Source organism: Bradyrhizobium sp. CCGE-LA001 (genome assembly GCF_000296215.2).
In the GTDB taxonomy this organism is placed as follows: Bacteria; Pseudomonadota; Alphaproteobacteria; order Rhizobiales; family Xanthobacteraceae; genus Bradyrhizobium.
Genome location: NZ_CP013949.1, coordinates 3,648,290 through 3,671,911, shown reverse-complemented (window position 1 = coordinate 3,671,911; position 23,622 = coordinate 3,648,290). Strand labels below are relative to the sequence as shown.

Annotated in this window: 24 protein-coding genes; 4 read left to right on the top strand and 20 right to left on the bottom strand. The window is 64.2% G+C overall.

Annotated features, from left to right (window positions below; translation table 11 throughout):
* Nucleotides 1-97: 97 nt before the first annotated feature.
* From BCCGELA001_RS16835 to BCCGELA001_RS16795, 9 genes are all read right to left on the bottom strand, one after another.
* Nucleotides 98-1,351, bottom strand: coding sequence for a TCR/Tet family MFS transporter (locus tag BCCGELA001_RS16835; RefSeq protein ID WP_060735834.1), 1,254 nt, complete (start codon nt 1,349-1,351; stop codon nt 98-100).
* Nucleotides 1,348-2,724, bottom strand: a complete 1,377-nt coding sequence (gene der, locus BCCGELA001_RS16830; RefSeq protein ID WP_008551952.1) for a ribosome biogenesis GTPase Der — start codon at nt 2,722-2,724, stop codon at nt 1,348-1,350. The genes BCCGELA001_RS16835 and der overlap by 4 nt, the downstream gene beginning before the upstream one ends.
* Before the next feature lie 124 nt (nt 2,725-2,848).
* Complete coding sequence (locus tag BCCGELA001_RS16825; protein ID WP_008551953.1) at nt 2,849-3,397, bottom strand: hypothetical protein; 549 nt, start codon at nt 3,395-3,397, stop codon at nt 2,849-2,851.
* A 28-nt stretch (nt 3,398-3,425) separates the two neighbouring features.
* Complete coding sequence (locus BCCGELA001_RS16820) at nt 3,426-4,079, bottom strand: tetratricopeptide repeat protein (RefSeq protein WP_008551955.1); 654 nt, start codon at nt 4,077-4,079, stop codon at nt 3,426-3,428.
* 169 nt (nt 4,080-4,248) lie between these two features.
* Nucleotides 4,249-5,841 carry a class I adenylate-forming enzyme family protein gene (locus BCCGELA001_RS16815; protein WP_008551957.1) on the bottom strand — a complete coding sequence of 531 codons (1,593 nt, stop codon included), beginning with the start codon at nt 5,839-5,841 and terminating at the stop codon, nt 4,249-4,251.
* A gap of 67 nt (nt 5,842-5,908) precedes the next feature.
* Complete coding sequence (locus BCCGELA001_RS16810; RefSeq protein ID WP_008551959.1) at nt 5,909-6,493, bottom strand: NnrU family protein; 585 nt, start codon at nt 6,491-6,493, stop codon at nt 5,909-5,911.
* Between the two features lie 190 nt (nt 6,494-6,683).
* Complete coding sequence (locus tag BCCGELA001_RS16805) at nt 6,684-7,262, bottom strand: hypothetical protein (protein ID WP_060735833.1); 579 nt, start codon at nt 7,260-7,262, stop codon at nt 6,684-6,686.
* 151 nt (nt 7,263-7,413) lie between these two features.
* Nucleotides 7,414-8,391 (bottom strand): ABC transporter substrate-binding protein, encoded by a 978-nt coding sequence (locus BCCGELA001_RS16800; RefSeq protein ID WP_060735832.1) that lies wholly within the window; start codon nt 8,389-8,391, stop codon nt 7,414-7,416.
* Nucleotides 8,392-8,448: 57 nt separating this feature from the next.
* Nucleotides 8,449-10,071: a peptide chain release factor 3 gene (locus BCCGELA001_RS16795; protein WP_060735831.1), complete on the bottom strand. Its 1,623-nt coding sequence runs from the start codon at nt 10,069-10,071 to the stop codon at nt 8,449-8,451.
* 155 nt (nt 10,072-10,226) lie between these two features.
* Here BCCGELA001_RS16795 and sugE point away from each other — a divergent pair, with 155 nt between their 5' ends.
* Nucleotides 10,227-10,541, top strand: a complete 315-nt coding sequence (sugE, locus tag BCCGELA001_RS16790) for a quaternary ammonium compound efflux SMR transporter SugE (RefSeq protein WP_060735830.1) — start codon at nt 10,227-10,229, stop codon at nt 10,539-10,541.
* Here sugE and BCCGELA001_RS16785 read toward each other — a convergent pair.
* The 7 genes from BCCGELA001_RS16785 to BCCGELA001_RS16755 form a co-directional block, all read right to left on the bottom strand.
* Nucleotides 10,534-11,538 (bottom strand): inorganic phosphate transporter, encoded by a 1,005-nt coding sequence (locus BCCGELA001_RS16785; protein ID WP_008551977.1) that lies wholly within the window; start codon nt 11,536-11,538, stop codon nt 10,534-10,536. The genes sugE and BCCGELA001_RS16785 overlap by 8 nt on opposite strands.
* A gap of 11 nt (nt 11,539-11,549) precedes the next feature.
* Nucleotides 11,550-12,194, bottom strand: a complete 645-nt coding sequence (locus BCCGELA001_RS16780) for a DUF47 domain-containing protein (protein WP_008551979.1) — start codon at nt 12,192-12,194, stop codon at nt 11,550-11,552.
* A gap of 154 nt (nt 12,195-12,348) precedes the next feature.
* Complete coding sequence (locus BCCGELA001_RS16775; protein WP_008551981.1) at nt 12,349-13,317, bottom strand: branched-chain amino acid ABC transporter permease; 969 nt, start codon at nt 13,315-13,317, stop codon at nt 12,349-12,351.
* A gap of 1 nt (nt 13,318) precedes the next feature.
* Nucleotides 13,319-14,182: a branched-chain amino acid ABC transporter permease gene (locus tag BCCGELA001_RS16770; protein WP_008551982.1), complete on the bottom strand. Its 864-nt coding sequence runs from the start codon at nt 14,180-14,182 to the stop codon at nt 13,319-13,321.
* 71 nt (nt 14,183-14,253) lie between these two features.
* The gene (locus BCCGELA001_RS16765) at nt 14,254-15,477 is read right to left on the bottom strand and encodes an ABC transporter substrate-binding protein (protein ID WP_060735829.1); all 1,224 of its coding nucleotides are present in this window, start codon (nt 15,475-15,477) and stop codon (nt 14,254-14,256) included.
* A 33-nt stretch (nt 15,478-15,510) separates the two neighbouring features.
* Complete coding sequence (locus tag BCCGELA001_RS16760) at nt 15,511-16,257, bottom strand: ABC transporter ATP-binding protein (protein ID WP_008551996.1); 747 nt, start codon at nt 16,255-16,257, stop codon at nt 15,511-15,513.
* Nucleotides 16,250-17,005 carry an ABC transporter ATP-binding protein gene (locus tag BCCGELA001_RS16755; RefSeq protein ID WP_008551999.1) on the bottom strand — a complete coding sequence of 252 codons (756 nt, stop codon included), beginning with the start codon at nt 17,003-17,005 and terminating at the stop codon, nt 16,250-16,252. Before BCCGELA001_RS16755 ends, BCCGELA001_RS16760 begins: the two co-directional genes overlap by 8 nt.
* Nucleotides 17,006-17,334: 329 nt before the next feature.
* Between BCCGELA001_RS16755 and BCCGELA001_RS16750 the strand changes: the two genes are divergently transcribed.
* Nucleotides 17,335-18,015, top strand: a complete 681-nt coding sequence (locus BCCGELA001_RS16750; protein WP_060735828.1) for a hypothetical protein — start codon at nt 17,335-17,337, stop codon at nt 18,013-18,015.
* Between the two features lie 26 nt (nt 18,016-18,041).
* Here BCCGELA001_RS16750 and BCCGELA001_RS16745 read toward each other — a convergent pair whose 3' ends face one another.
* A complete protein-coding gene (locus BCCGELA001_RS16745) occupies nt 18,042-18,395 on the bottom strand; it encodes an ArsC family reductase (protein WP_060735827.1) in 354 nt (117 codons plus the stop codon).
* 103 nt (nt 18,396-18,498) lie between these two features.
* Here BCCGELA001_RS16745 and BCCGELA001_RS16740 point away from each other — a divergent pair, with 103 nt between their 5' ends.
* Nucleotides 18,499-18,870 carry a tRNA-binding protein gene (locus BCCGELA001_RS16740; protein WP_060735826.1) on the top strand — a complete coding sequence of 124 codons (372 nt, stop codon included), beginning with the start codon at nt 18,499-18,501 and terminating at the stop codon, nt 18,868-18,870.
* Nucleotides 18,871-18,872: 2 nt separating this feature from the next.
* Here BCCGELA001_RS16740 and BCCGELA001_RS16735 read toward each other — a convergent pair whose 3' ends face one another.
* The 3 genes from BCCGELA001_RS16735 to BCCGELA001_RS16730 all read right to left on the bottom strand — a co-directional run bounded on the left by BCCGELA001_RS16735 (nt 18,873) and on the right by BCCGELA001_RS16730 (nt 20,856).
* On the bottom strand, nt 18,873-19,577 hold the full coding sequence (locus tag BCCGELA001_RS16735; RefSeq protein ID WP_008552016.1) for a glutathione S-transferase family protein: 705 nt from the start codon (nt 19,575-19,577) through the stop codon (nt 18,873-18,875).
* A 415-nt stretch (nt 19,578-19,992) separates the two neighbouring features.
* Complete coding sequence (locus BCCGELA001_RS37935; RefSeq protein WP_158511624.1) at nt 19,993-20,133, bottom strand: hypothetical protein; 141 nt, start codon at nt 20,131-20,133, stop codon at nt 19,993-19,995.
* A gap of 57 nt (nt 20,134-20,190) precedes the next feature.
* Nucleotides 20,191-20,856 carry a DUF429 domain-containing protein gene (locus tag BCCGELA001_RS16730; protein ID WP_060737691.1) on the bottom strand — a complete coding sequence of 222 codons (666 nt, stop codon included), beginning with the start codon at nt 20,854-20,856 and terminating at the stop codon, nt 20,191-20,193.
* Between the two features lie 1,221 nt (nt 20,857-22,077).
* Between BCCGELA001_RS16730 and BCCGELA001_RS16725 the strand changes: the two genes are divergently transcribed.
* Nucleotides 22,078-23,403 carry a TROVE domain-containing protein gene (locus BCCGELA001_RS16725; protein WP_060735825.1) on the top strand — a complete coding sequence of 442 codons (1,326 nt, stop codon included), beginning with the start codon at nt 22,078-22,080 and terminating at the stop codon, nt 23,401-23,403.
* The last annotated feature ends 219 nt before the right edge of the window (nt 23,404-23,622 follow it).

Here is a 23,622-nt window from a genome sequence, read left to right as displayed (position 1 = left end):
CGAAGCCGCTTCGGCGAGGCGAAGGCCCGGGCATCCACGTTTGAGGCCAGAGAGACAGAACGTGGATGGCCGGGACAAGCCCGGTCATGACGGACAATCAGCTTTCCTTCGCCCCGCCCAACGTCCGCACCGCGATCGCGACGCACACCACCATAAGCACCGCAGCGAGCAGGAAGGGCGCGCCGGGTAGATGCAGCGGCGCGCTGGCGCCGATGAAATAGGAGAATGTCAGCGTGAACAGGAACGGGCCGATGAGCTGCGATACGCTCTGCACGCTCGCGGTCGCGCCCTGCAACTGGCCCTGCTGATCGGGCGCGACCAGCCGCGTCATCAGCGCTTGCGAGGCGGCGCCGGAGATGCCCCATAGCGCTAGAATGGGAATGCCGAGCCAGGACAGCGGTCCCGTCGGCGCAGCGCCCAGGACGACGAAGCCGAGCGCGCCAGCGCACAGACCGAGCAGCAGCGCGTTCCGCTCGCCGAGCGCGCGCACGATCGGGCCGATCGCAAGCCCCTGCACCACCATGGCGCAGATACCGACCATGGCGAGCGTCAGTCCTACGGTCTTGGAGTCCCAGCCGTAGCGATAGGTCGCATAGAGCACGAAGGTCGAGGGCAGGACGACATGCGCGACCTGCGCGATGAAGTTGACGACCGACAAGGCGGCCAGCACGGCATTGGACCGCAACAAATTCAGTGCCCCGACCGGACTGGCGCTGCGCCAACGGAACGGTGCACGTTTGTCGGGCGCCAGCGATTCCGGCAGCACGAAGAGCCCATAGAGCGCATTGGCGAAGCTTAAGACTGCCGAGGCCCAGAACGGCAGGCGCGGATCGACATCGCCGAGCAGGCCGCCGAGCGCCGGCCCCAGGATGAATCCGGCGCCGAAGGCCGCACCGATCCTGCCGAAGACCGCGGCACGCCGTTCCGGCGGGGTGACGTCGGCGATATAGGCGAACGCTGTCGAGATGCTCGCCGAGGTGATGCCGGAGATCACCCGGCCGATGAACAGCCAGAGCAGCGACGGCGCCAGCGCCATCAGCACGTAGTCGGCTGCGAGCCCGAAATTCGACAGCAGCACCACCGGCCGGCGGCCGAAGCGATCGGAGAGCGCGCCGAGCAGCGGCGAGAACACGAATTGCATCAGCGCCCAGGCGGTGCCGAACAGGCCGAAGATGCGCGCCGCATGCGCAGTGTCGTTGTCGACGAAGCTTTCGATCAGCTTGGGCAGGATCGGCATGATCACGCCGAGCGCGAGCATGTCGAGCAGGATGGTGACGAAGATGAAGGCGACCGCGCCGCGCCGGATCGGCGCCGCGCCTTGCGCTGTCGCCTCGCCGGAGCCGTCGCTCACGACGGCCGCTTGCGCTTGTGCGCGAAGGGATTGGCCTTTTCGCGAAGCGTGATGCGTATCGGCGTGCCCGGCAGTTCGAACGTCTCGCGCATCGAGTTGGTGAGATAGCGCAAATAGGATTGCGGCACCGCGTCGGCACGCGAGCAGAACAGCACGAAGCTCGGCGGGCGCGCCTTGGTCTGGGTGATGTAGTTCAGCTTCAGCCTGCGCCCGGAGACGGCCGGCGGCGGATTGGCCTGGATCGCCTGCTCGAACCAGCGATTGAGCGCAGCCGTCGGCACGCGCCTGTTCCAGATCGCATAGGCGTCCTGGATCGCCTGCATCAGGCGATCGATGCCCTCGCCCATCAGACCCGAGACGGCGACGATCGGCACGCCCTTGAGCTGCGGCAGCCAATGGTCGGCGTCGCGGCGCAGGCCCGAGATCGCGCCGCCGCCCTTGGTCTCCATCAGGTCCCATTTGTTGACGGCGAGCACGACCGCCCTGCCCTCGCGCTCGATCAAATCGGCGATGCGCAGATCCTGCTCCTCGAAGCGGTTCTGCGTGTCCATCATCAGCACCACGACTTCGGCAAAGCGCACCGCGCGCAGCGCGTCCGCAACCGAGAGCTTCTCCAGCTTCTCCTCGATGCGCGAGCGCCGGCGCAGGCCCGCGGTGTCGAACACACGGAAATCGCGGCCCTTCCAGTTGATCTCGACCGCGATGGAATCGCGCGTGGTGCCAGCCTCCGGGCTGGTCAACAGGCGCTCCTCGCCGAGCAGATGGTTGATCAGCGTCGACTTGCCGGCATTAGGCCGGCCGACGATGGCGACCCGGATCGGACGCGTCGCGACCTCTTCCTCCGAGATCGGCGCGTCGTCCTCATCCTCATCGACCGGCTCGGGCATCAGCCTGGCCAGCGCGTCATAAAGCTCGCCCATGCCCTCGCCATGCTCGGCCGAGATCTGGATGGGATCGCCGAGGCCGAGCGCAAAGGCTTCCATCGCGCCGGCGTCGCCATGCTTGCCTTCGCTCTTGTTGGCGACCAGCAGCACCGGCTTGTTGGCCTTGCGGGCGAAATCGGCGAAGGCGCGATCGGTGGGCGTCAGGCCGACGCGGGCATCGATGACGAAGAACAGCGCGTCGGCCTGCGCAATCGCGGTCTCGGTCTGCTCCTGCATGCGCGCGGTCAGCGAGCCCTTGGCCCCCTCGTCGAGGCCGGCGGTATCGATGATGGTGAACTCGAGATCGCCGAGCCTGGCCTCACCCTCGCGGCGGTCGCGGGTGACGCCCGGCAGGTCATCGACCAGCGCGAGCTTCTGCCCGACCAGACGGTTGAACAGCGTCGATTTGCCGACATTGGGCCGGCCGATGATGGCGATCGTGAAGGACATCGGTCATTCGTGCGCTGCCGGGGCTGCGCCTGTCAATGCAGCGAGACTAATTGTTTGCGCATGATCTTTTCGGAAAACCGCTTCACACTTTGCGCTGCGCGGCCCTCCGGGTCCGGATCATGCTCTATCGCGAGAAGCTGCCGCTGGGCAGCGGCGCCGGGAAGGCGCTCTGCGACTGCTGCTGCGGTGCCTGGGCCGGTTGCGCCTGCTGGACGGGCTGATCCGGCGGCGGCGCGGTGGTGCGCCTGCGGACGATCTTGTGCTTGGGCGGGGGAGCGGCCGTCGCCGGTGCGGCCTCCGGCTGGGCCTCGCCATCGACTTCGCCGGCGGGCGCTTCAGCCGGTGCGGCCGCCGTGGCGGGCTGCCTGGACTTCGCTGCCTTGGTCCCCTTCCCCGGCCTGGCCGGTTCGGGCGGAGGCTCTGCAGGCAGCGCCGCAACGGCCGGCGCGTTCGGATCGGGCTGCTGCTGCGCGCCCTTGTACAGATCCTTCGGCACGCCCTGCTCGAGGCCCGGCACGCCCTCGGGAAACACCGGCTTGCGGTCGCCCGGCAGCTTCTTCTTGGTGTCAAGGAAGTCGAGCATGTCGCTTGGATCGAAGCTGGAGCAGCCGCCCAGGACGCCAGTGAAGGCGATCAGGACAGCGGCTGCGATCAAGCGGGGCGTGCGGCGCATCTTGTGTGTTTCCGTCAGGGATCCGTCGTCAGCTTTTGGCGACGGGTGGCAGCAGAGCCTGAAGCGCCTCGGCGCGCGAGCGCAGGCCGGGCGGTGTTTCGTTATCCTCGGAGATCGCGTCGAGCCATTTGCGGGCCGCGGTCATATCGTTGTTGCGCCAAGCCGAGAGCGCCAACATTTCGCGGGCGCTGTGGCGGAAGGTCGATTTCGGCGCGGCGGAGGCCTCCAGCCGCTGCTGCATGTCGGCATAGCTCGCGCTATCGAGCACGAGACCGGCGGCCCGGAGCTTGGCCAGATCCTGCCACTCGCCGCCGACGCTGCGATCGGCGGCGATGTCATCATACATTTTTGTCGCGGCCTTGGGATCGCGGCTGGCGGCCTCGCCCGCAGCGCGGAGCCGCGCCAGGGTGCGATAGCCCGACGGGGCTTTGGCGGCGAGCTCGGTGAAGGCCTTCTCCGCGTCCGCGTGCTTGTCCTGCTCGGACAGCTCGACGGCCTTCTCGAAGGCCGCGCCGGCCTCGGCGGCTTTCTTGGACTCCAGATACTGATAGCCGCGCCAGCCGGCGACGCCGGCGACGATCAGCACCATCAGGACGATGAAGTAGATCGAATACTTGTCCCACAGCTTCTTGAGCTGTTCGCGACGCATTTCCTCGTCGACTTCGCCAAATAAATCAGACACTTATGCCAATCCCATGCCCATTCGGGTGCGCGCGCCAAAGCGTTCGCGTCAGGAATCCCGTTCCCCACGTGGCGGCGAGGTACCCTAACGATATGGCGGTGGCAAGGCAAAGCGAGCCCGATCAAGGCGTTAACCACCCCGGAAAGGCCCGGAGAACCGCCTGCCCGGCTCAGCTTCCGAGCAGCTCCCGCAGCTGCCGCTTCAGCACCTTACCATTGGCATTGCGCGGCAGCGCCTCGGTCGTGATTACCATGGTTTCGGGGACCTTGTAGTCGGACAGCCGCTCCGCGCACCAGGCCCGCAGATCGGTGTCGGCGACCGGGCTGCGGGTCACCACGACGGCGTGGACGCGCTCGCCCAGCACCGGGCAGGCCTTGGCGATGATCGCGCTCTCGACCACGGCGGGGTGGCCGGCCAGCACGGATTCGACCTCGGCCGAATAGATCTTCAGGCCGCCGCGGTTGATCATGTCCTTCTGCCGGTCGAACACGCGGACGAAGCCATCGGCGTCGACCGAGCCGAGATCGCCGGAGTGCCAGAATCCGCTGGTGAAGCTTTCAGCAGTGGCCTTCGGGTTGTTCCAATAGCCCTTGATGACGGAGGCGCTCTGGATCCAGAGCTCGCCGATCTCGCCAGGGGGCAGCTCGCGCCCGTCCGCCCCCATCGCGACGATGCGCGCGCCGGGGCACGGCAGGCCGACGCTGTCGATATGGCTCTCGGTCAGCTCGCCCGGCATGATCGTCGAGGGCGACGTCGTCTCGGTCGCGCCGTAGCAGTTCATCAGCTTCAGGCCGGGAATCTTCGCCTTGAGCTTCTCGATGGTCGCAACCGGCATCGGCGCGCCGCCGAAGCCGCCGATGCGCCAGCTCGACAGGTCATAGCCGTGGAAATCGGGCTGGAGCAGGCAGAGATTGTACATCGCCGGCACCATCACGGTGTAGGTGACGCGCTCGCGCGCGGCGAGCTTGAGGTAATCGGCCGCCTTGAACTCCGGCATGATGATCAGCGCGCCACCGCAGCGGATCATGGTCGTGATGTTGGCGACGACGCCGGTGACATGGCCGAGCGGCACCGCGGCGATCGAGCGATCCGCTGCGGTCAATTGCAGGCAGGACACGAACACCATGGAGGAGTGGACGATGTTGCAATGGGCCAGCATCGCGCCCTTCGGCTTTCCGGTCGTGCCCGAGGTGTAGAGGATCATCGCGGTGTCCTCTTCGCTCACCTCGACCGGCGCAGGCGCCGGCGCGTTGTCAGAAAGCGAGGCGAAGCGGGACCGGGCCGGATCGTCGTCGATGGCGATGCGATGGATCAGATCGGGCGTATCCTGCGCATCGGGCAACCGCTCGGCGTGCGAGGCCTCGTGGATCAGGATCCTGGCGCCGCAATCGGCGAGCACATAGGCGATCTCCGGCTTTTGCTGGCGCGTGCTGAGCAGCACGGTGACCAGCCCCTCATGGGCGGCGGCGAACAGCAGCAGCGGAAATTCGATGCGGTTGCCGAGCAAAATAGCGACGCGGTCGCCGCGCTGCAGGCCGAGCTTGCGAAAGCCAGCCGCGATCCGCGCGGCCTGCTCCACCGCCTGCCGCCAGCTCAGGCGGACATTGCCGCAGATCAGCGCTTCGCCATCGGCATTGCGGTCGCGGGCGTCGGCGATCATCGCCCAAAGACTCGCGGGCCGATCCGCAAATGCCGGCACCACCCGATCGCCGAAGCGCGCCTCGAGCCGCATCGGCTGAATCTGAGAATGCGACCAATCCATCGAAGAACCTCGGCTTGTTGCTCTTGTCAGCTTCCGCGCATGAACGTCCGGGTCTTGTGCTGACCGGCTAGACCCCGATCACGGGGACGCCGATCACGACCGGATGGAACGCGAAGGCCAGCGCCAGGTAAGCGACGACGCCGACCGCGACCGCGATCAGATCGTTGCTGACGCCGCCGACCGGGATCGGCGGTGCGCCGCCGTCGGTGCGACGCTTCAGCGTGATGCGATCATACACCGCCCAGCCGAGGAACGAGCCGAACAGGATGATCGAGCCGAGATCGCCATTGGCGAGCAGATGCGCGGCGGCCCACAACTTGATACCAGCCAGCATCGGATGCTTCAGCGTCGCATAGATGCGGCCGCGCAAGTAAGAGGCCACCACCAGGATGACGGCGGGCAGCATAAGTGCGAGCGTGATGTGCTTCATCGCTTTCGGCGGATACCAGACCTCGATCCAGCCGGTGCTGCGGTAATGGGCATAACCCCAGATGATCAGCGCGAGCCCCGCCAGCGAAACCAGCGAATAGAGGATCTTGTAGGTCCCCTCGCCCAATTTCGCGATCGCCTGCGCGCGCGCCTTGCGTTTCGTCGTGAAGACATGGGCTGCGAAAAACAACACCAGCCCCAGGACCATCACCAGCAGACCCACGACATCCTCCCCTTCAGCAAGCGCCCCCGCCTCTGAGGTATCATCGATTGCCCGCGGGTCGCAACTCGTGTCCCTCCTGGTGAGGAGGTGCGAAAGCGACGTCTCGAACCATGCAGGCCCGGGTCTTGCAGCTCGGCCTTTCATCCTTCGAGACGCGCGCGAGCGCGCTCCTTAGGATGAGGGGATAGAGCTATTTGCCGAGCTCGCGATTGTCGACATAGCGGATAGCGATCGGCCGTCCCGCGAGCGCGCCGCCGAGTCCGCTGGTGAACTTCAACGGCAGGCAGGCCTTCAGGGATGAATTGATAGCGCTGAGATAGGTGGTTCTGATCTCGGCGGGCACGCCCGCGGTCGCGTATGTGAGACGCGGCGGGCCGATCAGGCCGCCTGCCTTGTTGAAGCTGAAGCGCACCGACATCTGCATGCCTGCACGCGCATTGTCCGATGGCGGCGACCAGCAGCTGCGCAGCTCGGCGAAGAGGTCGCCGATGGTGTCGAGATCGTGATCGGGCCTTTGGTATTTGGCGCGGTCGGCCTCGGACGGCACGCTCTGGATCGTGAGCTGGAGGTTCTGGCCATAGGGGTAGTCGATCTCGGGAATGCAGGGGCCGGGCTCGAGCGGACTGCAATAAGACGGTGTGCAGGGCCGGCCGTCGAGCACGCTGCACGGCTCGTGCGCGAACGGAATCGGATTGATCTGCCGCGGCCGCGCGTCGGCCGCGGCCGAAATTGGTGGCAGCAGCAGAAGAACAAGAATGCAACGCCACATGTGCCGAGACCGCAATGGCATGTGCAAGAGGTGGCGACGGTTGTGAACGGTTCAAGGCTGGCCGCGATACGACGATGGCCTTGCTGTCAGAATTTCGAAAACAATCCCGTGCAAGCAGCCGCTCCAAGCAGAAGTAGGCCAGTCGGCAGATTCACTCGATAATCCGATCCGCTTGGGCCACCAGCGTGGGCGGCAAACTCAGCCCGAACGCATTGGCTGTCTCGAGATTGAGCAGGAACTGGAATTCATTCGGCTGCTGGACCGGCAAATCCGCAGGACGCACCCCTCTCAAGACGCGGTCGACATAGTCCGCCGAGCGACCGACGAGATGAGGAATCGAAACACCGTACGACATCAGCCCGCCCTCCGTGACGAAAAATGGGAACGGATACATCCCCGGCAGACGGTGGGTGGCCGCCAAGTCGAGAATCAATCGCCGGTGAACGATTGGGAACGCGTCGGGAAAGATCAGCAGCCCGCCGTGCGGCTGCTCTGCAAAGCGGGAGATCGCCTGTTCGAGCTCGGCGGCGTTGTGGGCGGGCGCCGGAACAAGCTGGAGCTGGACTGCCGGAATGACCGCCTCCACGGACGGCATCAAGATCATGGGAGCCGTTCGCGGATTGAAGACCGCGGCGACCCTTCGCATTTCGGGTGCGGCCTGCTTGAGCAGTTGCAGCCACTTGCCGGCCATTTCAGGCTCGAAAGTCGTGAAGCCCGTAATATTTCCACCGGGCTTGCCCAGACTTTGAACGAAACCGGCACCCACTGGATCGGCAACGACCGTGAAGACGATCGGCAACGCCGGCGCGCGTCGCCTCAAGGCTTCCACGGACGGCGTGCTGATTGCCAGAAGCACGTCCGGCCGCATCTCCACCAGCTCAGCCGCCTGAGCATCCGCCAGGTTCGGATCGCCGGCCCACCAGCGATAGTCGATATGGATGTTGCGTCCCTGCTCCCAACCGAGCTCACCTAGACGCTGTCGCAGTTTCTGGTAGCTGGCTTGGCTCTCGGGATCGCTGGCCTTGCCTCCCGCCAGCGCACCGATTCGCCGCACATTGCCTTGCGCGGATGCGCCAAACGGGTACGCCGCCGCGCCCGCAGCGAGCATGATGAATTCGCGCCGCCTCATGACCGTCGACCTCGCTATGCGTTGCCGTCCTGCATCACGGAGAACGTCCGGGAAACGCTACCCCTTTTTCTTGACGTCCTTGACGTTGGTGAACTCGATGCCCTCGGCCCGTTCCCTTGTGTAGCCGAGATAGAACTCGTTCCGGGCCAGATAGACGGGATCGCCGTCGACGTCGTCGGCGATGCTCGACGTATTAGCGGCGATGAAGGTGTCGAGCTTCTTGCGGTCCTCCGAAGAGACCCAGCGCGCCAGCTGAAACTCGCTGACCTCGAACTCGACCGGCAGCGAATATTCCGCTTCCAGCCGCGCCTTGAGCACGTCGAGCTGCAGCGCGCCGACGACGCCGACCAGCGCCGGCGCACCGTCGCGCGGCCGGAACACCTGCACCACGCCCTCTTCCGACATCTGCTGCAGCGCTTCCTTCAGCTTCTTCGCCTTCATCGCGTCGGTGAGACGGACGCGGCGGACGATTTCCGGCGCGAAGCTCGGCACGCCGACGAAGTTGAAATCCTCGCCCTCGGTCAGCGTGTCGCCGATGCGCAAGGTGCCGTGATTGGGAATGCCGACGACATCGCCGGCGAAGGCCTCGTCCGCGACCGAGCGATCCTGCGCGAAGAAGAATTGCGGGCTCGACAGCGGCATGCTCTTGCCGGTGCGCACGAGTTTCGCCTTCATGCCGCGGCTGAGCTTGCCCGAGCAGAGCCGCGCAAACGCGATGCGGTCGCGGTGGTTCGGATCCATGTTGGCCTGGATCTTGAACACGAAGGCGCTCATGCGGGGATCGGTGGCCTCGACCTTGCGCTGGTCGCTGTCCTGCGCGCGCGGCTCGGGCGCGAACCTGCCAAGGCCCTCCAGGAGGTCGCCGACGCCGAAATTGCGCAGCGCGCTGCCGAAATAGACCGGCGTCAGATGGCCTTCGCGGAACGCTTCGAGCTCGAACGGCTTCGACGCCTCCGTGACGAGCTCGAGCTCGTCCTTCACCGCGGAGACGTCGAGATTGGCGTTGAGCTTTGCGAGCTCTTCGATCTCGATCTGCTGCGCCGCGCCGGTCTTGGCGCCGCCGCCTTCGAGCAGGCGCACGCCGCCGTTGACGACGTCATAGGTACCGAGGAAGTCGCGGCCGCGGCCGACCGGCCAGGTCATCGGCGTGGTGTCGAGCGCCAGAGTCTTCTCGATCTCGTCGAGCAGCTCGAAGACGTCGCGGCTCTCGCGGTCCATCTTGTTGATGAAGGTGATGATCGGGATGTCGCGCAGGCGGCACACCTCGAACAGCTTCCGGGTCCGCGCCTCGATGCCCTTGGCGGCGTCGATGACCATGACCGCGGAATCGACCGCGGTGAGCGTGCGATAGGTGTCTTCCGAAAAGTCCTCATGGCCCGGCGTGTCCAGGAGGTTGAAGACGAGACCTTCGAACTCGAAGGTCATCACCGAGGTCACGACCGAGATGCCGCGCTCGCGCTCGATCTTCATCCAGTCCGAGCGCGTGTTGCGCCGCTCGCCCTTGGCCTTGACCTGGCCGGCGAGGTTGATGGCGCCGCCGAACAGCAGCAGCTTCTCGGTCAGCGTGGTTTTGCCGGCGTCGGGATGGGAGATGATCGCAAAGGTCCGCCGCCGCGCCACTTCAGCAGCAAGCGGGGAACGGGCCGGCGATTCGGCTGCGGTGGTGGCGATGTCGGACATGGCGGGAGCGTTTGGCAGGGAAAATGGGCCTGATCAAGCCTCATTTGGTGATTGCGGGGGCCTCCGGCCAGCCCCATATCGGCCCTCGGGAGGGACGACCTTCCCGTTTCTCAGCACCTCAGCGGGGACGACCCTGCCTTGAATGGAGGGTCGTCATGGCCTGGAGCATCCTGTTCGTCGCCGGTCTTCTCGAAATCACCTGGGCGATCGGGTTGAAATACACTGAGGGCTTTAGCCGGCTTGTTCCGTCCGTCGTCACGCTCGCGGCCATGGCCGGCAGCGTCATCCTGCTCGGGCTCGCGCTCAAATCACTGCCCGTGGGAACCGCCTACGCGGTCTGGACCGGGATCGGCGCGGTCGGCACCGCGACGCTCGGGATTTTTCTGTTCGGCGAGCCGGCGACCGCCCTCCGGCTTGCCAGCATCGGGCTGATCGTTGCCGGCATCATCGGGCTGAAGCTCGTCACTTGACGAGCTGGACCACCCACCAGGTCAGCGCGGCGACGATTGCCGAGGCCGGGATCGTGATCACCCAGGCATAGACGATGGAACTGGCGACGTTCCAGCGCACCGCCGAGACGCGGCGGGCGGCGCCGACGCCGACGATGGCACCGGTGATGGTGTGGGTGGTCGAGACGGGAACGCCGAGGAACGTCGCCATGAACAGGGTCACGGCGCCGCCGGTTTCGGCGCAGAACCCCTGCATCGGCGTCAGCTTGGTGATGCGCAGGCCCATGGTGCGCACGATGCGCCAGCCGCCCATCAGCGTGCCCAGCGCCATCGCGGCCTGGCAGGACAGCACCACCCAGAACGGCACTGAAAATTCGCTGCCGAGATGGCCCTGCGAGTAGAGCAGCACGGCGATGATGCCCATGGTCTTCTGCGCGTCGTTGCCGCCATGGCCGAGCGAATAGAGCGAGGCGGAGGCGAATTGCAGGATGCGGAAGGCGCGATCCACCGCGAACGGCGTCGAGCGCACCGAGGCCCAGGATACGATCGCCACCAGCAGCATCGCGAGCAGGAAGCCCACGAGGGGCGACAGCACGATGGCCAGCACCGTCTTGGACAATCCGCTCCACACCGCCGCCGAAATGCCCGCCTTGGCGAGACCGCCGCCGACGAGCCCGCCGATCAGCGCATGCGACGACGAGGACGGGATGCCCAGTGCCCAGGTCACGAGGTTCCAGACGATGGCGCCGACGAGTGCTGCAAAGATCACCTGGGCATCGACCACAGCGGGATCGATGATGCCGGTGCCGATGGTCTGGGCGACGTGCAGCCCGAACACCAGGAAGGCGATGAAATTGAAGAACGCAGCCCAGAACACCGCGAATTGCGGCCGCAGCACACGGGTCGAGACGATGGTCGCGATCGAATTGGCGGCGTCATGCAGGCCGTTCAGGAAGTCGAACAGCAACGCGACGGCGATCAAGCCGACCAGGATGGGGAGACCCAACGCAGCATCCACGGCGGCCCGCCCTACACTTGCTCGATGACGATGCTGTTGATCTCATTGGCCACGTCGTCGAAGCGGTCGGCCACCTTTTCGAGATGGTCATAGATCTCGACCCCGACGATGAAATCCATCGCATTGCCGTCGCGATGCTTGAGGAACAGCTCCTTCAGGCCGATGTCGTGGAGATCGTCGACGCGCCCCTCCAACTTGCCCAGCTCTTCCGTGATCGCGGTCAGCATGGCGACGTTCGGGCCGATCGACTGCATCAAAGGCAGCGCGCGTCCGACCAGATTGGCGCATTCGATCAGGAGCCCACCGATCTCGCGCATCGGCGGCTCAAAGGTGCGGACTTCGAACAGCATCACCGCCTTGGCGGTCTGCTGCATCTGGTCGATGGCATCGTCCAGCGACGTGATCAGGTTCTTGATGTCGCCGCGGTCGAACGGGGTGATGAAGGTGCGGCGCACCGCCGTCAGCACCTCACGGGTGATGTTGTCGGCATCGTTCTCGAACTGGTTGACCCTCTGGCAATAGACCGGCGTCTCCTCGCCTCCGTTCAGCATGCCCTGGAGCGCGATCGCGCCCTGGATCACGGTCTGGGCATGACGGTCGAACAGGTCGAAGAAGCGTTCTTCCTTGGGCAGGAAAGCACGAAACCATCGCATCATGGGGATAGGCTACCGGCTGGAAATGGTCAGGCCCGAACGGGCTGTCATGAAACTGTCATAGACCATTTTCGATCCGCGCGCGTGTCATCTCGCGCGCGGAGCCGGATCATCCACCGCTTTCCAGCGGCGAGTAAATCGACGGTAGATCAATTACTTAGAGCGATCGTCGGAAGTAATGCGCAATTTCGCCGATGACACCGCGGCGGAAGGTGAGCACGCAGACCACGAAGATCGCGCCCTGGATCACTGTCACCCATTGGCCAAACCCCGCCAGATATTGCTGCATGGCGATGATCACGAAGGCGCCGACCACGGGACCAAAGATGGTGCCGAGACCGCCAACCAGCGTCATCAGCACGACCTCGCCCGACATCGACCAGTGCACGTCGGTGAGTGAGGCGTTCTGTGCCACGAACACCTTCAGCGCACCGGCAAAGCCGGCCAGCGTGCCCGACAGGACGAAGGCCAGGAACTTGTACTGATCGGTGCGATAGCCCAGCGAGATCGCGCGCTGCTCGTTCTCGCGGATCGACTTCAGCACCTCGCCGAACGGGGAGTTGATGATGCGGAAGATCAGGAGGAAGCCGGCGAGGAAACTGACCAGCACCACGTAATAGAGCACCGTCGGCTTGGAGAGGTCGAGCACGCCGAACATGCGCCCCTGCGGAATGCCCTGGATGCCGTCCTCACCATGGGTGAACGGAGCCTGGAGATAGATGAAGTACAGGAGCTGCGACAGCGCCAGCGTGATCATCGAGAAATAGATGCCCTGGCGGCGGATCGAGATGTAGCCAGTGATGATCGACAGCGCGAACGCCGCGACGACGCCAACGAGGATGCCGAGCTCGGGTGGCAGCGCCCACACTTTCAGCGCATGCGCGCTGCAATAGCCCGCCGTTCCCAGGAACATCGCGTGGCCGAACGACAGCAGGCCGCCATAGCCGACCAGTAGGTTGAAGGCACAGGCGAGCAGCGCGAAGCACAGCGCCTGCATCACGAAGAACGGGTAGACTCCCGTGAACGGCACCGCCGCCAGCAGCAGCGCCATCACCACGAAAACGATCATCTCGTCGCGCATGGCGCGAGGACTTACCGGCAGCGTGTCGTCCGTCAGGGTCGTCATATCAGGCTGCCCTTCCCGTCAATCCCGTTGGCTTCACCAAGAGCACCAGCACCATCAGCACGAACACGACGGTGTTGGAGGCCTCGGGATAGAAATATTTGGTCAGGCCCTCGATCACGCCGAGCGCAAAGCCGGTGATGATGGAGCCCATGATCGATCCCATGCCGCCGATGACGACCACCGCGAACACGACGATGATGAGGTCGGCGCCCATCAGCGGCCGCACCTGGTTGATCGGTGCCGAGAGCACGCCGGCGAGCGCGGCAAGGCCGACGCCGAGACCGTAAGTCAGCGTGATCATGCGCGGCACGTTGATGCCGAAGGCGCGCACCAGCGTCGGATTTTCAGTGGCGGCGCGCAGGTAAGCGCCGAGCTGCGTCTTCTCGATCAGGAACCAGGTCGCAAGGCACACCACCAGCGAGAACACGACGACCCAGCCGCGATAGATCGGCAGGAACATGAAGCCGAGATTCATGCCGCCCTTGAGCTGGTCCGGAATGGCGTAAGGCAGGCCCGAGGAGCCGAAATAGTTCTGGAAGACGCCCTGCACGATCAGCGCGATGCCGAAGGTCAGCAGCAGGCCGTAGAGGTGATCGAGCCCGGTCAGCCATTGCAGCATGGTCCGTTCCAGGATCATGCCGAAGATGCCGACGATAATCGGCGCCAGCAGCAACGCCCACCAATAATTGATGCCGCCGAGGTTCAACAGGAAATAGGCGACGAACGCGCCCATCATGTAGAGCGCACCGTGGGCGAAGTTGATGATGTTGAGCATGCCGAAGATCACGGCAAGTCCGAGACTGAGCAGCGCGTAGAACGAGCCGTTGATCAGTCCCACCAGTAGCTGAGCGTAAAGAGCCTGCATCGATCCCGCACCCGGTCCCTTCGGCGTTCCCTAGAGCTGCCCGCCGGCTCGCAGCCGGCGGGCTGTTGGTCTTACTTCTTGAGCAGCGCGCACTTGCTCTCGGACAGCGGCGTGAACGCCTGGTCGCCCGGCACCGTGCCGACGAGCTTGTAGAAATCCCACGGCCCCTTGGACTCCGAGGGCTTCTTGACCTCGAAGAGGTAGGCGCTGTGGATGGTGCGGCCGTTGGGCTGAATCTCGCCCTTGCCGAACAGGTCGTCCTCGGTCGGCATCGACTTCATCTTCTCGACGATCTTGACGCCGTCATGCGGGTTGCCGCCCAGCGCTTCCAGTGCCTTGAGGTAATGACGAACACCCGAATAAACGCCGGCCTGCACCATGGTCGGCGGCGCATTGTTCTTCATCTTCTCCGCGAAACGCTTGGAGAACGCCCGGGTCTGATCGTTCATGTCCCAATAGAACGTCTCTGTGAAGTTGAGGCCCTGTGCCGTCTCCAGACCGATGGCCTTGACGTCGGTGAGGAACAGCAGCAGTGCCGCGAGCTTCTGACCGCCCTTGACGATGCCGAACTCGGCCGCCTGCTTGATCGTGTTCGTGGTGTCGCCGCCGGCATTGGCAAGACCGATGATCTTGGCCTTGGAGGCCTGCGCCTGAAGCAGGAACGAGGAGAAATCCGGCGTGTTCAGCGGATGCTTGACGCCACCCACCACTTTGCCGCCATTCGCAGTGATGACAGCCGTGGTGTCGCGCTCGAGCGCGGCGCCGAAGGCGTAGTCGGCTGTCAGGAAGAACCAGGTGTCACCGCCGGCCTTCACCAGCGCCTGGCCGGTGGTATGGGCCAGCATGTAGGTGTCGTAGGTCCAGTGCACCGTGTTGGGCGAGCACTGTGCGTTGGTGAGGTCGGAGGTCGCCGCACCCGAATTGATGTAGACGCCGTTCTTTTCCTTGACGACGTTGTTGACGGCCAGCGCGACGCCCGAGTTCGGCACGTCGACGACGATGTCGACCTTGTCGACGTCGAACCATTGCCGCGCGATCGTGGTCCCGATGTCGGGCTTGTTCTGGTGGTCACCCGAGATGATGTCGATCTTCCAGCCCTTCGCCGCCAAGCCGGAATCCTCGACGGCCATTCGTGCCGCCAGCGTCGAGCCCGGTCCGCCGAGGTCCGCGTAGAGCCCGGACTGATCCGACAGCGCGCCGATCTTGACGGTCTTGTCCTGCGCGGATGCAACGCCTGCCGCGGCGAAGGTCAGCGCGGTAGTCAGCAGCAATGACGCAATCGACCTGGTGTTCATGCAACTTTCCTTTTTCAATTCTTCTTTGGCGTTCTAGACGCCGAGATAGGTGTGGAGCTTGTCCATGTTGGCGGCAAGCTCGGCGTTGGAAAACCCGTCAATGATCTTGCCGTGCTCGACCACATAGTAACGGTCGGCGACGGTCGATGCGAAGCGGAAGTTCTGCTCGACCAGGAGGATGGTGAAGCCCTCCTTCTTGAGCCGCGCAATGGTGTGGCCGATCTGCTGGATGATGACGGGCGCAAGGCCCTCGGTCGGTTCGTCCAGCATCAGGAAGCTCGCGCCGGTGCGCAGAATGCGCGCGATCGCCAGCATCTGCTGCTCGCCGCCCGACAGCTTGGTGCCCTGGCTCTTGAGCCGCTCCTTCAGGTTCGGGAACAGATCGAAGATCTGATCGAGCGGGAGTCCGCCTTCCCGGACCACCGGCGGCAGCATCAGATTCTCCCGCACGTCGAGGCTGGAGAATATCCCCCGCTCCTCCGGGCAAAACGCGATGCCCATCCGCGCGATCCTGTCGGAGGTCGCGCGGATGATGTCCTGGTTGTTGAATTTCACCGAGCCGGTACGCTTGCCGATGATGCCCATGATCGACTTCAGCGTGGTCGTCTTGCCGGCGCCGTTGCGCCCGAGCAGGGTGACGACCTCGCCCGCATTCACGTCGAAGTTGATCCCGTGCAGGATGTGGGACTCGCCGTACCAGGCTTCCAGGTTGCGGACTTGAAGGATGTTTCCACCGGTCGCAGCCTTTACCGGAGCCTCGGCGATCGCAGTGTCAGGCATGACCGGCTCCCAGATAGGCTTCCTTGACGCGCTCGTCCTTGGTGAGCTCCGAGTAATGGCCCTGCGCGAGCACCTGCCCGCGCGTCAGCACGGTGATGATGTCGGAGAGATTGGCCACGACGCTCAGATTATGCTCGACCATCAGGATGGTGTATTTCGCGGAGATGCGCTTGATCAGCGCCGCGATCTTGTCGATGTCCTCGTGGCCCATGCCGGCCATCGGCTCGTCCAGCAGCATCATCTCAGGGTCGAGTGCCAGCGTCGTTGCGATCTCCAGTGCGCGCTTGCGCCCGTAGGGCATCTCGACTGCGGGCGTGTTGGCAAACTCGCTGAGGCCGACATCGTTCAACAGCTCGCGCGCGCGGTCGTTGAAGCGGTTGAGCACGGATTTCGAACGCCAGAAGTCGAACGAGGAGCCGTGCTGGCGCTGAAGCGCAACGCGGACGTTCTCCAGCGCGGTGAGATGCGGAAATACCGCCGAAATCTGGAACGAACGAACCAGACCCATGCGGGCCACGTCGGCCGGCGCCATCGCCGTGATGTCCTGCCCCTTGTACAGAATCTTCCCGGCAGACGGTTTGAGGAACTTGGTCAGAAGGTTGAAGCAGGTCGTCTTGCCGGCCCCGTTCGGGCCGATCAACGCATGGATGCTCCCACGGCGAACCTTGAGCGCAACGTCGCGTACGGCGAAGAAGCCCGCGAACTCCTTGGTCAAGCCTTCCGTTTCGAGAATGAACTCATCAGCCAAACAGATTTCCCCCTGCCCGCGCAACGCGCTGGCCGCGCGTGGCTGTCCTTGTTTACTTCGGCTTTCCGGAGGTCTTGGAGCCTATCCTTGGAGCCCATCCGGAACGCCGCCTCCGGGCGCGGAATATGCCGGAGGTGACGGGGGTTAGGCAAGGCGGAAAGCTGAGCAGATCAGGCCTCCGACTGGGATACAAATGCTCCCTTAGTCGGAGATGTTTGATGCGCCTGCCCGGCCTCCCGGTTCGCAAAAGCACCGGTCGTCAAGTCGTCGTTAACGGTCTTTCGTCCCGCGCGCCAGCCTTCATAGAAAATTTTCCCGCGGCGAGGATCATGTGCGGGCTTTTGAATGCCGGGAATATTGTTTTGGATTTCGCAAGCGCCGCGCCCTCCGTCGTCAAGTCGATCAGGCAGCGTGATCTCCTGAACACGTGGCTGCGACTTTATGCGCGCCAGCAGGTCGCACCGGCGATCTGGGAGTACCAGCCCGCGCGCCTCGAGGAAGAGCTGTCCGATCTCATCTATTACACGGTGGATGGCTCGGGGCCGACACCGCACCTGATCATCCAGAGCGAAAACACGCGCATCTCGCGCGCCTATGGGCACACCGGCAAAGGCATCCTGCTGCACGACTATGTCGGACCGCGGCTCGCCCCCTTCGTAATGCCCGCCTATCATGAATGCGTCGCGCGCGGGCTTCCGATCTACAGCGTTGCCGATGTCGACGATAGCTCCGGACGCATCGTCGCCTATGAGCGGCTGCTGTTGCCGTTCCTGACCGAGGACAAGGTCAGCCATATCATCGCGTCGGTGAAGACCTTCTGCGAGGACGGCGGCTTCGAGATCAAGAACCTGATGCGCGGAAATGACGCGCCACCGCGTCCCCGGCTACGCGCCGTGATCGATCGCGACCTGTTTCATCGCGCCCCTGGCCGCATCGCGGCGGCGGACGTGGTCGAGCTTGCCGACCAGTCCAGCTCAAGCGTTCCCGCCGAGATTATCGAACTGAACTAACGGTCGGCGCGGCCCGGCACCGAAGTTTATTTGGTCCTGACTTCCTTGGCGTAGATGTTCGGCTTGAAGCCGACCAGCAGCTTGCCGCCGATTTCCAACACCGGCCGCTTGATCATCGATGGTTGCGCTAGCATCAACGCCAGCGCCTTCTTCTCGCTGAGGCCTTCCTTGTCGGAATCGGGCAGCTTCTTGAAGGTCGTGCCGGCGCGATTGAGCAACGTCTCCCAGCCGACCTTGTCGCTCCACTGCTTGAGCTTGTCCTTCTCCACTCCCGCCGTCTTGTAGTCGTGAAACTCGTAAGCGACGCCATGGCTGTCGAGCCATGCGCGCGCCTTCTTCATGGTGTCGCAGTTCTTGATGCCGTAGATGATGTTGGGCAAATCGTTCCTCGCGCATGCGTGATGCTTCGGCTGCGGCGTTGTACGAAACTCCGGTTCGCGCGACAATATTGCGAACCACGCCAGACCTCCAAACGGACAGATCATGCACGTCACCCACGATCCTGCAGCCGCCACATCGCCGACCATCGATTTCAACAGCTTCCTCGCGGTCGATATCCGCGTCGGCACCATCGTCGATGCAAAACCGTTTCCGGAGGCGCGCAAGCCGGCCTGGCGATTGTGGATCGACTTCGGCCCTGCGATCGGCGTGCGCAAGAGCTCGGCGCAGATCACCGAAAATCATCCGCTGGAGACGCTGGTCGGGCAACAGGTCGCCGCCGTCGTCAACTTCCCGCCACGCCAGATCGGCCCCGTCGTCTCCGAGGTGCTGACGCTCGGCTTTCCCGATGCCGACGGAAAGGTGGTGCTGGTGCAGCCGAGCAAGCCCGTGCCGAACGGCGGACGGCTGTTCTAGCCTCAGGGCCGCTGCGGAATGTTCAGCCCGCGCTGCACGGCCGGACGCGCAAGGCCGCGTTCGAGCCAGGCACCGACCGACTTGAACTGGGTGAATTCGACCAGATCGCCCGCGCCGTAGAAGCCGATGAGATTGCGCACCCAGCCGAGCATGGAGATGTCGGCGATGGTGTAGTCGTCATCCATGAACCATTGCCGGCCGGCGAGATGCGTCTCCATCACGCCGAGCAGGCGCCTGGCTTCATCGACGTAGCGGTCACGGGGCCGCTTGTCCTCGAAATCCTTGCCGGCGAATTTGTGGAAGAAGCCGACCTGGCCGAACATCGGCCCGATGCCGCCCATCTGGAAGTGCACCCATTGGATGGTCTGGTAGCGACGCGCGGCGTCCACCGGCAGCAGCTTGCCCGTCTTCTCTGCGAGGTATTGCAGGATCGCGCCGGACTCGAACAGCGGCAACGGCCTGCCGCCGGGGCCGTTGGGATCGAGGATCGCCGGGATCTTGCCGTTGGGATTGAGCGAGAGGAACTCGGCCGTCTTCTGGTCGTCCTTGCCGAAATCGACGAGATGGACCTCGTAAGGCAATCCGATCTCTTCCAGCATGATCGAGACCTTGACGCCGTTGGGTGTCGGCAAGGAGTAGAGCTGAAGCAGCTCGGGATGCTTGGCCGGCCAGCGCTTGGTGATGGGAAAGGCGAACAGATCGGACATCGGGACCTTGGGAGCATGGACTGAGGCGCGCCCAATCTAGGCAAGACGCCGCACGGCGCAAGTCGCTCTTCGTCCCGTGGAAGGCTTAAGGCGGCAGCGTTGCCAACGCCACGATCGGGATCCTCACTTGATACTGCAGTCGATACTCAGTGAACCGCTGGCCCGTGATCAAAAGCAGAGCCGTAAAGGCAATCGCGAGCATCGCGGTTGCCCATTGGCAGACGTCGTACATGGTCTTTGTCCCTCAGCAGCCTTAGCCTAAACGTCGGCTGAAATGCCATGTTCCTGATCCGACCGAAAATATTGCTACTTTTTCCCGCATCGTGGAAGAAGCCAGCGCACTGTTCCGCTGCTGCGCGAGGGGACCATTGCGCCTTCCATGCGTTGTCAGCGGATGAGCATCGAGAAGCGCGCCCTACTTGACCATGCCGAGCGTTGTCGCCGTGTCGCCGGTGAGCTTGCGCATCGCGACGCCGCGCAGCGATTGCAGGCGATGGCCGAGGAGTACGAAAAAAGAGCAGCAAGCCTCGATGAGGACGATGTTCGTCTGCAGCATGCTCATCATCGTCGCGGCTACAATGGAAGCGGAAGCGATCGCGAGGGATAAGCCGCTTCAATAGTTGATCTCCATCCGCAAGCCGCGCGGATCGGTCTTGCCGTCGCCGACGGAGTGCGTGCTGTCGCGTGCCGCGACCGCGCACGCGCAGGCATCGATGAGATCGTCGCGGCCGATGCCGGTGCCATGGCGCAGCGTCAGCCATCTTTCGATACTGGTGAAGCCCCGATCTCTCAGCAGGGCAATGCGCTGCTCGCTCCCGCGCGCCGACGTCTTCGGCTCGAGCCGAACGCGGCCGGCCAGATTCCAGAAGATCATTTCGGGATGCGCTTCGCCGACCGTCGCCTGCCGCGCGGGCGTCATGACGTCGTCGACTTCCTTGAGCTTGTCCCTGATGTTCCAGAGCTGCGCCGACACGCCCCTGCCCCTGCCTTCCTGCTTCCAATAATGGCGATTGGCCGCGGCCATGTCGGCAAACGTCCAGAGGTCGCGGCGCGCGCCGAGAAATACGGAGGCGCCGATCAGCTCACGCGCCCGCCAATCGCAGGCGCGATAGCCGCTCCACTCCAGACCGATCGGCATGTCGATCATCGCGCGTGCATGCGGCATCGCGAGCAGGCGCGTCAGGCCCGGCGAATAATCGAAGCCGTGATCGCCGCGCGCGTCGATCCAGGCTGCGACCCAGCCGAAGCGAAATCCATCGAGCCCAAGATAGTTCGGCACGACAGGTGTCTTGTCGTCGGTGTCCTGCAATTTTCACACGCGCTTCGCTCGACATCCGCAAGTTGCAGGCGTATGTCCCGCGGCCTCGCGAATACTTCCGTTCGCGACAGACCATGAACCGAGCGATGTCGAACCGCTACGAAAGAATTGTCCGCATGCCGAATAGCCCCAAGCTATTCGATGTCGCATGCCCGGCTCATGGGAGCGATCTTGCCTGACCGCAAGATCGACCGTCCGCTTCTCACGGACCCTCCCGAGCCTGCCGCTCCGGAGGGTTTTTTGTTGCCCGCCGCGCGGCCCAACCGAACATCCCGGCATTGGCCGGAACGGGAGACCCGGATCCCGGGGCTCGCGCTGAGAAGGCGCGTGCCCAAGTGCGCGGGGCCTGCCGGAGGGAACGAGGCGATGAGCCGGACACCGATGGCAGAGCGAACCCAGAGGGTTCGCAAATTGCGGCGCGTCGATAGCGCCGCGATAGAATTTTCTTGAAATCGGTTGGCCGCAATGATCGCGGCTCAACCGATGCTGGTGGTGAATATCTCGGATACTTCTCCGCAAGGCAAAGCGGGTATGCCTCCCGCCTTTGACACACGCACCGGGATGCGGCCTCGGAAAAGGTACGCACGCGGCCCGGCGCAGGATCTGTCCGCAAGGACAGCTTCTGCGTTGTCGTCACTGAAAGCCGATATCGCCCGTTCCCCAGCAACCCATCAACGGCCGGTGTGAAAGCACCGGCCTGGCGGTGGTGAAGATGACTGTTACTTCGGTTAGAGCGCCGTGCTGGCTTGCCAGAACGGAGGTCGCGGGTTCGTCTCCCGCCGGCTGAAATGCCGTAGCTCAGTTTGCCCGACAGGGCAGCAACAGCATCGTCCGTTCCCCGCCAACCTCATCACGGTCCGTGGTGAAGATGTCTGTTACTTCGACTGATAATCGAGAGGTCGCGGGTTCGAATCCCGCCCGGTGTACTATGCACCGGTAGCTCAGAGGATAGAGCGCTACCTGGCCTGCAGGGTAAGCTGCAGGCCGGGGTCTCAGCATCGCCTGTTCCCGGATCGTGTCTTTCTCGTCTCCACCGCCGGTGGTGAAGAGCGCTGTTACTTCGGTGTCGGAGGTTCGAATCCTCCCGGACGTCAGTCCGTAGCTCAGCGGATAGAGCACGAACAGCCTCGTTTGTTCCCCGGCACCCGTTTCATTCCCCCATCAACCCGAGAGGAGGCCGTCATGGTCAGGCTCAACAAGATCGTTCGCGCCTTCACGCGTGAGGGCGCCCGCGCCATTCGCTTCACGCCCGAGATGGAGCTGAAGCGGGCGCTGATGAACTGCCTCCTGTGGGAGGACCAGTTCTACGAGGACGGCGTTGCGATCGCCGACCGCATCAAGACGCTGGTGCCGAAGGTCGCGCCTGCGCGCGTCGCGCAGCTTGCGATCGAGGCGCGCGACGTGATGAAGCTGCGGCATGCGCCGCTGCTCGTCGTCCGCGAGATGGCGCGCAACGAAAAGCACCGCGCCCTCGTTGCCGACACGCTTGCCCAGGTGATCCAGCGTCCCGACGAGATGACGGAGATGCTGGCGATCTACTGGGCGGATGCGCTCGGCCCTCAGCAGCAGCGCAAGCGTCAGCCGGTCTCCGCGCAGGTCAAGAAGGGCCTTGCCCGCGCGCTGACCAAGTTCGACGCCTACCAGCTCGCCAAATGGGACCGCGACGGCGCGGTGCGGATCAGGGACGTGCTGTTCCTGGTACACGCCAAGCCGAAGGACGCCGAGCAGGAGAAGGTGTGGAAGCAGCTCGTCGATGGCGAACTCGCTTCCCCCGACACCTGGGAGGTCTCGCTCTCGGCCGGCAAGAGCAAGCGCGAGACCTTCGAGCGGCTGATCGCCGAGAAGAAGCTCGGCGGCCTGGCGCTGCTGCGCAATCTGCGCCTGATGCAGACGGCGCAGGTCCCGCGCGAGACCATCGCACGCGCGATCGAGGCGATGCGGACGGATCGTATCCTTCCCTACCGCTTCATCACGGCGGCGCGTTATGCGCCGGACTTCGAGCCCGAGCTCGAAGCTGCGATGCTCAAGTCGGTCAAGGACCATGTCCGGCTCCCCGGCCGCACCCGGCTCCTGATCGACGTATCGGGCTCGATGTTCGCGACGCTCTCCGCGCAGTCGGAAATGACACGCGCGGAGGCGGCGTGTGGCCTTGCCATCCTTGCCCGCGAAATCTGCGACGAGGTCGAGATCTTCACCTTCAGCAATGAGGTCGTGAAGGTCCCGCCCCGCCGCGGCTTCGCACTGCGGGACGCGATCATCAACTCGCAAGCGCATGGCGGGACCTATCTCGGCAAGGCCGTCACGGAGATCGACCGCAAGGGCGATCGCCTGATCGTCTTCACCGACGAGCAGAGCCACGACCAGGTGCCCGAGCCCAAAGCACGCGGCACCATGGTCAACGTGGCCTCGTATCAGCACGGTGTCGGCCACGGTGCCTGGACCCGCGTCAACGGCTTCTCCGAGGCCGTGGTCGCGTGGATCGCAGCATCCGAGACGGCGTTGAACTGATACGCGACGACAACGGCCCTGGACGCGGGACACCGCGCCCGGGGCCAGCGAATTCTCCAGGATGTGAAGCAGGAATGAAGACCATGCGACGACCCGATCCCTACATGGAACGAGCCCGCGAGCTCTGCCTCGCCGCCGGCATCGATCCCGACTCGCGCGTCGGTGAAGGACGCGGCCACCGGCCTGGTGCCTGTACAAGGACGCCGCGCGCAAGGAGCA

What these genes read in the sequence shown, in the direction of transcription:
- der (WP_008551952.1), bottom strand. Translation starts at nt 2,724, where the DNA reads ATGTCCTTCACGATCGCCATCATCGGCCGGCCCAATGTCGGCAAATCG.
- BCCGELA001_RS16825 (WP_008551953.1), bottom strand. Translation starts at nt 3,397, where the DNA reads ATGCGCCGCACGCCCCGCTTGATCGCAGCCGCTGTCCTGATCGCCTTC.
- BCCGELA001_RS16815 (WP_008551957.1), bottom strand. Translation starts at nt 5,841, where the DNA reads ATGGATTGGTCGCATTCTCAGATTCAGCCGATGCGGCTCGAGGCGCGC.
- BCCGELA001_RS16805 (WP_060735833.1), bottom strand. Translation starts at nt 7,262, where the DNA reads ATGTGGCGTTGCATTCTTGTTCTTCTGCTGCTGCCACCAATTTCGGCC.
- BCCGELA001_RS16800 (WP_060735832.1), bottom strand. Translation starts at nt 8,391, where the DNA reads ATGAGGCGGCGCGAATTCATCATGCTCGCTGCGGGCGCGGCGGCGTAC.
- BCCGELA001_RS16795 (WP_060735831.1), bottom strand. Translation starts at nt 10,071, where the DNA reads ATGTCCGACATCGCCACCACCGCAGCCGAATCGCCGGCCCGTTCCCCG.
- sugE (WP_060735830.1), top strand. Translation starts at nt 10,227, where the DNA reads ATGGCCTGGAGCATCCTGTTCGTCGCCGGTCTTCTCGAAATCACCTGG.
- BCCGELA001_RS16780 (WP_008551979.1), bottom strand. Translation starts at nt 12,194, where the DNA reads ATGATGCGATGGTTTCGTGCTTTCCTGCCCAAGGAAGAACGCTTCTTC.
- BCCGELA001_RS16775 (WP_008551981.1), bottom strand. Translation starts at nt 13,317, where the DNA reads ATGACGACCCTGACGGACGACACGCTGCCGGTAAGTCCTCGCGCCATG.
- BCCGELA001_RS16770 (WP_008551982.1), bottom strand. Translation starts at nt 14,182, where the DNA reads ATGCAGGCTCTTTACGCTCAGCTACTGGTGGGACTGATCAACGGCTCG.
- BCCGELA001_RS16765 (WP_060735829.1), bottom strand. Translation starts at nt 15,477, where the DNA reads ATGAACACCAGGTCGATTGCGTCATTGCTGCTGACTACCGCGCTGACC.
- BCCGELA001_RS16760 (WP_008551996.1), bottom strand. Translation starts at nt 16,257, where the DNA reads ATGCCTGACACTGCGATCGCCGAGGCTCCGGTAAAGGCTGCGACCGGT.
- BCCGELA001_RS16750 (WP_060735828.1), top strand. Translation starts at nt 17,335, where the DNA reads ATGTGCGGGCTTTTGAATGCCGGGAATATTGTTTTGGATTTCGCAAGC.
- BCCGELA001_RS16740 (WP_060735826.1), top strand. Translation starts at nt 18,499, where the DNA reads ATGCACGTCACCCACGATCCTGCAGCCGCCACATCGCCGACCATCGAT.
- BCCGELA001_RS16735 (WP_008552016.1), bottom strand. Translation starts at nt 19,577, where the DNA reads ATGTCCGATCTGTTCGCCTTTCCCATCACCAAGCGCTGGCCGGCCAAG.
- BCCGELA001_RS37935 (WP_158511624.1), bottom strand. Translation starts at nt 20,133, where the DNA reads ATGCTGCAGACGAACATCGTCCTCATCGAGGCTTGCTGCTCTTTTTTC.
- BCCGELA001_RS16725 (WP_060735825.1), top strand. Translation starts at nt 22,078, where the DNA reads ATGGTCAGGCTCAACAAGATCGTTCGCGCCTTCACGCGTGAGGGCGCC.